Genomic DNA, 6,230 nt, shown 5'->3' with positions numbered 1-6,230 from the left:
GGTCTTCAACAGTTTGAAGCTATCTTCATTGGTTGGAAAACCGCTCTAGCTGGACTTGTGTGTACACGGTAGCTTCTCATCCGATGTCAGTGTTGCTGATGGAACGACTTTCTGATGGTTGTGCTAGGGTTTCTAAACCAATATGGTGGGCATTTGTGGGATTATCCATGCCTCCTGCCTGTGAAGTTTGGCGGCTTTATTTACGAAGATTTGCGATCGACCACTGGTATCGTTTCGCCAAGAATTGTCTTCACTGGACAGTTCCTGCGTTAAGTACGCCCGTTCAATGCGATCGGTGGAGCGATCTCATGCTGATTGTCACTTGGCAATTATGGTTGGCCCGTCACTGAGTGGCACAGCGACCTCTGCCTTGCAAAAATCTCAGGTTAAGCTCACTCCGGGACGGGTAGCTCAATCTTTTGGGAGCATTTTATTCCTGTTAGGTACACCAGCTCAACCTCCTAAACTTCGAGGTAAATCTCCTGGTTGGATTAAAGGAAAACAACGGCGACGTAGAATTCGATATCCCACCGTCGAAAAAGAGTTTTCTCGCCCGAGAAAACCCGCCACAAAGTCCCCTTAATCTCAAGTTGTTTATTTTTCATTTTTTAGTGCATTCAATCTATCGTAATGCATCTCTTTATTCTCTCTTAGTCTAAACTCCAGTTCCCAATTCAATGGTATTTTTGTTCTCCTGATTCATCCTCTAGTTGCGCCACGCAACTAGCTGATGATTTGGTTTAATACTCCAGCCCAATAAACAAGTTCTTTTGTCTGGCAGGGCGATTTTTAAGTATTTATAATGTATTGCTCGGTTCGCGCTAGACCATCCCACGGAATTTACAGCCCGCCCGCACCCCATGTGACAGTTGGGATGCGGAATGTGGGAGCGAGGGACGCCACTCATCAACCAACCGAGGGCAAAGTTTGGAACTTTTGGAGAGGCTATGGAAGCATTTGTGACAGTTGCGTAAGTCCTGCCTGATTTACCACGGTTTGAGCCTTAACTGAACCGTATTGCTTTATAACCCACAGTCTGCAACCCCCAAGGGGGCGGAATGTAGTTTAAAAATTGCTTTGTTTGCAGTTGGAATGTTTATGTCGCCTATTCGCTACACCTATGCCTGAGAAATTAAAAGATCGTAAGTACAAAAAGCCGGTTTTTCCCGCTCGATAATATCCCTAACTAATCGTTCATCAATCTGCTTACCGGGTTGCGGACGCAAGCGCACACTAAAATGAAATGGACGCCCACTCCCCAACATTGAATCTCTACCAATTAGCGTTTCTCCCATCACAAAACCTCGAGTAAAATTTTCTTCGATACTGATATGTTTTTCTGCTTCTCCTAAAGATTCGTCTAATGGTAACTCTGTATAAAGATGCAGATAAAAACGCAAAGCTCGGCGCGTCCCATGCCAGCGATAAAGTTCTACGGCGTTACGAATTAGACGGCGTTGTTGTTTAATATCCCAACGGCGATCGATGGGCCAAGCAACCCAATTCGCCAGAAAAGGAAGTAACGATTCCGGTGCGGTCAAAGGGTCTAAATAAGCCCATAAAACGTCAATTGTTTGGACAGCAGGGTCAAATGCCTGCTCGAAAATAGTTAAAAATCGTCGAATAAAATCTACTTCGCGGTAAATGGTGGGGACAAAATTTATGTAGGAACTTGAAGGACGCACGCAGAGGTTAAACACTCGATAGGCAACGAGTTGCCGTTCGGTTTGGGCTTCAGCGTAGACAAAAACTTGGGTTTCGTAATTAATTTTTAAGCGATCGCGCCCTCCCTCTAAAGCATACTGATTTTCAAAATAATCCTCGGGAATTCGGAAACAAAGGGCTTTATCGACTTTTTGATTAGCAGCAATTTCTTCGGCTTCTTCCTGCTGCCAAAGGCACCAATTCAAAGGAAAATCTCCTTCAACGTCCAGTCGCCATCGTAGCGAATGAGTGCCTAAGTTCTCTAACTGTACCAACATTTCCCCCGGTTCCCCAGGATAGAGGAGGAGGTTGTTGGCGATCGCCACTTCTGCATTATTGCCGGCAAAACCTGCTAAAGCCGACGAGTCTGCTACTTCTGGAGGTTGCATGGATGAGAGTTTAATCGCTAAAGTTGGACGGTAATTAGATTGAGACATTATTTAAAACTTATTAACAACTCACAAACTTACAACTCACAACTTATTAACAATTCAAAACTCAACCCATTCCCCTTTAATCAAAAAACTCTATACTATGACCAGATATTAATCGACTATTTTCTTTAGCTGCCCAAGAACAGATCAAACCTAAAGAACCTGGATTAATCATTTCTTGGGGCGCAGGTTCGCGGAACCATCCTGAAACATATTTTCGCAATTCAAACAACTCTACCATTCCTAAATAGCGTATCCCTGGAATTTTTTGGCCTAAAGCAAAGATATCGGAACGAGATACGGGGCGACCTAAATCCCAACCTTTCCCCTCAATCCCACCAGTCAGAGGATTAAGAAAGCGGTAAAAAGCTATCAGCAATTGAGTGCGGATCTGCTCTATAACGCGAGGATTATTATATTTGGGTTCGATGATAACTTCAGTTGTAACGCTAACCCCGACGTATTCTGGTTCTTGTAACTTCACTTGCACTCCCAAAGGTTTGCGGTCTTGCATATATTCTAAAATTTCTGTCTCTAACATAGAGTTGAGGACAAAATATTGTTCTGGGTCCATCCCTAACCGAAAATTAATCATTTCTGTCTCAACTTTCGGCACAATTAATAGGGTAACTCTGCCAGGTGTCGTATTCATTGCATTCGTAAGACAATGAGCGCGAGCGACAGATCTGGTTGCTGTTTTAGCAACATTTTCAAAATCTTCTGGTGTGACTGCCGATTCTCTTGTTCGCAATATTTGTGGCACTCGAATTACAGCTTCATCTAAGGATTCTTGGTCAATTCCTCCTCTTGCGGGTTGATAATTAACAACGCTTTTAACGTAAGGAATTGCTTGTTTAATTACTAATAATTTTTCCGCTTGCACGTTGCCCCTACTTCCCCCTCCCGTGCGGTAAGCTGTCATATAAATTTCTGCGCCTGGGGGAGGAACTTTGCCGTATTGTCGCTCTAATGATTCGTTAGGAGCGCCACTGGCGTAGTCTGGCTGTAGATTAGATAAATTTCGGCCTTCTGTGGAATCTCGGCGTACAATTGTACCCCCTGGTTGAATTTGCGATCGCTCTCTAGTTCTCTGCTTTAATTGTGCTGGTTCTCGAATCAACGGACCAAATTGAACCGTACCTGTTTGGGCATCAATAGTATAGTGGAGATCCTCAGGGCCAGAGTCAGCAAAATCGGTAACTTCTTGCCATGTTTCGGCTGGGCTATTAATCGGTTTAACTTGAATACATTCGCCTGGTTTGCGCCTTAAAATCGGTTGACCTTGTAATTGAAATGCTTGTCCTGCTTTGCCTTCACTGACTCCCAAAAGTTCGTTTTCAATCCGAACGCATTCGCTGGCATTTACCGCACCGCCGATCGATCGAACTTTTATACCAAAAATGCTAGGCGAACTGCTATAACTTGGTTGTAATTCTCTCGGATAAGTGTAAACGCAACGTATCCAGTGTCCTCGGTATTCCGTTCCGAAATCGGTGCTAGGCAATAGTTGGGGTAAATGTAATATTACATCTGCTCCATCAATTAAAGGATTAGTGCCTTGCTCTCCTAAGTCGCTAAAACTAAAGCCTTTGGTTTTATCGTCTTCTGGTTTTCGCAATATTGTTGACTGCCAATTTTTACCGTTCCAAGCTTCCCATCTTAATGGTGGGTTCTCTGGGTCAATCCCGGTGCTTCTAGCGACTTGTCCTCTAAAAGTGACAGCAATTACATTTCCGGTAATCGAATTTTCTATGTCTTCTTGTAAGACCAAATAAAAACAGTTACTGGGAAGCGATTGCTGGAACAGCAAGGTTTCTTCTATATTCCACCATTGGTTGTTGCTGGGGTAGCGATCGCGGGTCGCGCTCTGTCCCAAATTGTTCGGTCGCTCTTCTTCTGTTAATCCTGTTAGAAAATGTTTAATTTGAGGAGTGCCGATCGCAAATTCTTCATCTGTACTAAAAATAATCGCTTCTTGAGTTTCGGTTCGCACCGTAGCAACTTCGGTGGCATAGGGAATTCTAATCGGTTCTGGTTGTGCTTGAGTTAGATAAAATGTTAATTCGCACTCAGCGGGTGCAGGAGGTTGCAGGCGAATTCCCAACAATTCTAAAAACGCGACGTAATTGCGCCGGGGAACTTGATTAAACCGCATTAACATTTGGTCGGTTAACCAAGCAAACAGTTCAATTAAAGTTATTCCCGGATCGCCTGGGTTATGATTTGTCCATTCCGGACAATAGCGGGGAATGCGGAGTATACATTCTTCTACTAAGTCCTCAAAACTTCGGTCATCCAGATCTGATTTCGGTAATTTGGGTAAAAAATCAAAGTCCATAATTTATATCAATTTTGTTGTTGTTATATTATTCCCTATAAAACTTATCCCGTCTCCATGTCAGTTATTTTTCTTCGAGAGCTAAGTAAAATGGATAAACTAAACTTCGCGTATCGAGACTATTTTTAGGTTGATAAACGATCTCAATATCTACTCTACCCCTGATTGGGTCGGGGTCGGCACGTACTTCTTTTAAAATGAGGCGTGGTTCCCACATTTCCAAAGCTTGTTCTACATACAGGCGAATTAGCATCAGAGTTTGAACGTTCATTGGTTCAAATACTAATTCTGACAGGCGCGAACCAAAGTTGGGTCGATACACCCGTTCCCCCAAATCTGTTCGTAGGATAATCACGATCGATTCTTCGATGTTGGGCGTACCCGTACTGAGTTGGATGCCTCCCTGGACGTTGACTTGCAGGGGAAATCCCAATCCCGCCCCAATGTAGTCTTTCTGCGGCGGATAAGAATAATTGTCTTCAGGCATAGGATTTATTTTCAGCAATCTTCTATTTTAATACAAATTTGGGTTAGTGCGATCGCCTGTCTTGGCGCGCGGGGTGGCGAGTTGAGGGAGGGATATGTCTAGGGCACGCTGGCGCGATATGGCTCCGGCCGGCTAGGGTGATCGCCTGATTGGTTATGATTCTATTTGGGCGATCGCATCTCCCGCTTCCACTTCCCCATAAATAACCGACATAATCCCTGGCCAATATTCATCCATCATGGTAACATTGGTATAAACCAACCTTTTGATTAAAGCAAAACTCAATCTATCGCCTTCCACATCAATGCTAGTTTTATAGCTAATTTCCCCATCGGTGAAATCTAATTCAAAATTGCCGAGAATCATCCCAGAATTCGCTCTAGTTAAAAACTCAGCAACTGCCATCAATTTGTGTTCGGGAACATTCACCGGGCAAATCGAGTAAAATACCATTTGCTGTTGTTGTTCTCTCGCTCTCGCCAAGCAAGCCCATTTACCATTTTTTCCTTCAAAAGCTGTTTGTAAAACTGGCTGTCCTTCCACTGGGTAAAAAGGCCATTCATCTTGTTGGAAAAAGTTAACCATTTCCTGATAAATTTGTCCTCTGGAAGTGGTAGCGATGGCAATTGCATTCAGGCTAACATCAGCTAATTCTTGGAACAAATTGGCAATTCCATCCATGATTTCGGTAGTCGCTTTGTCAGTCATGGCGGAGAGGTTTGCTTCTGTCCACTCTTGGAAGAAACTGGTAATGGCATTGCCGATTTCTTCGCTGGAAGTTGCACCAGAAGCCAGGACGGAGGGATTAAGAGTATGCCAGAGGGTGGTGTAGCCAATTTCCCCTGATTCTTGTGGTTGTTTGACCGATAAAGCTAACCAGTTTTCGGTGAATAAGAAAGGGTGGTCGGGTTTTTCCCCGCTAAGATTTAGGAGGTAGTTGGCAGTTTGGTCGGGTGAGGTGGAGTGTTCTATTAATTGGGGTAGTAAGTCGGGTTTGAGGGTGAGTTCGATTTTGATGTCGGGGGAGGGTTGGAATTGGTTGGTAAAGGTGCGGCGGACTTCGGGTTTAAGGTTGAATAAGGCGTTGGTGTCGATGTGGTGGTAGAGTTCGGGGTTGATGGAGAAGGTGAGGCGACATTCGATGAGTTGGTTTTCTTGTTTGGTGAGGGATAGGGAGATGGTGCGAACGGTTAGGGGGGAGTCGGTGTTACGCCAGAACGTTAATTCGCTATCGAATTGATGTTTTTCAGTTTTGGCATTCATACAG

At 44.1% G+C, this 6,230-nt stretch carries 5 protein-coding genes; 1 reads left to right on the top strand and 4 read right to left on the bottom strand.

The genetic code is table 11. The features are described from left to right. The first annotated feature begins 98 nt into the window (after positions 1 to 98). Positions 99 to 350 carry a hypothetical protein gene (locus tag QUA58_RS20170; protein ID WP_333395545.1) on the top strand — a complete coding sequence of 84 codons (252 nt, stop codon included), beginning with the start codon at positions 99 to 101 and terminating at the stop codon, positions 348 to 350. Between the two features lie 768 nt (positions 351 to 1,118). Here QUA58_RS20170 and QUA58_RS20165 read toward each other — a convergent pair. The 4 genes from QUA58_RS20165 to QUA58_RS20150 all read right to left on the bottom strand — a co-directional run bounded on the left by QUA58_RS20165 (position 1,119) and on the right by QUA58_RS20150 (position 6,226). Then, positions 1,119 to 2,141 (bottom strand): phage tail protein, encoded by a 1,023-nt coding sequence (locus tag QUA58_RS20165; protein WP_333395543.1) that lies wholly within the window; start codon positions 2,139 to 2,141, stop codon positions 1,119 to 1,121. A 76-nt stretch (positions 2,142 to 2,217) separates the two neighbouring features. Beyond that, positions 2,218 to 4,476 (bottom strand): putative baseplate assembly protein, encoded by a 2,259-nt coding sequence (locus QUA58_RS20160; RefSeq protein ID WP_333395542.1) that lies wholly within the window; start codon positions 4,474 to 4,476, stop codon positions 2,218 to 2,220. Between the two features lie 64 nt (positions 4,477 to 4,540). Beyond that, positions 4,541 to 4,963: a GPW/gp25 family protein gene (locus tag QUA58_RS20155; protein ID WP_333395541.1), complete on the bottom strand. Its 423-nt coding sequence runs from the start codon at positions 4,961 to 4,963 to the stop codon at positions 4,541 to 4,543. A gap of 153 nt (positions 4,964 to 5,116) precedes the next feature. Then, the gene (locus QUA58_RS20150) at positions 5,117 to 6,226 is read right to left on the bottom strand and encodes a YbjN domain-containing protein (protein WP_333395539.1); all 1,110 of its coding nucleotides are present in this window, start codon (positions 6,224 to 6,226) and stop codon (positions 5,117 to 5,119) included. Between the last annotated feature and the right edge of the window lie 4 nt (positions 6,227 to 6,230).

It is taken from the genome of Microcoleus sp. N9_A1, from assembly GCF_036701795.1.
Classification (GTDB): Bacteria; Cyanobacteriota; Cyanobacteriia; order Cyanobacteriales; family Microcoleaceae; genus Microcoleus.
This window is presented reverse-complemented; position numbering and strand designations above follow the sequence as displayed.

Excerpts from the sequence above, each read along its gene's own strand:
- QUA58_RS20155 (WP_333395541.1), bottom strand. The coding sequence starts at position 4,963 with ATGCCTGAAGACAATTATTCTTATCCGCCGCAGAAAGACTACATTGGG.
- QUA58_RS20165 (WP_333395543.1), bottom strand. The coding sequence starts at position 2,141 with ATGTCTCAATCTAATTACCGTCCAACTTTAGCGATTAAACTCTCATCC.
- QUA58_RS20170 (WP_333395545.1), top strand. The coding sequence starts at position 99 with ATGGAACGACTTTCTGATGGTTGTGCTAGGGTTTCTAAACCAATATGG.
- QUA58_RS20150 (WP_333395539.1), bottom strand. The coding sequence starts at position 6,226 with ATGAATGCCAAAACTGAAAAACATCAATTCGATAGCGAATTAACGTTC.
- QUA58_RS20160 (WP_333395542.1), bottom strand. The coding sequence starts at position 4,476 with ATGGACTTTGATTTTTTACCCAAATTACCGAAATCAGATCTGGATGAC.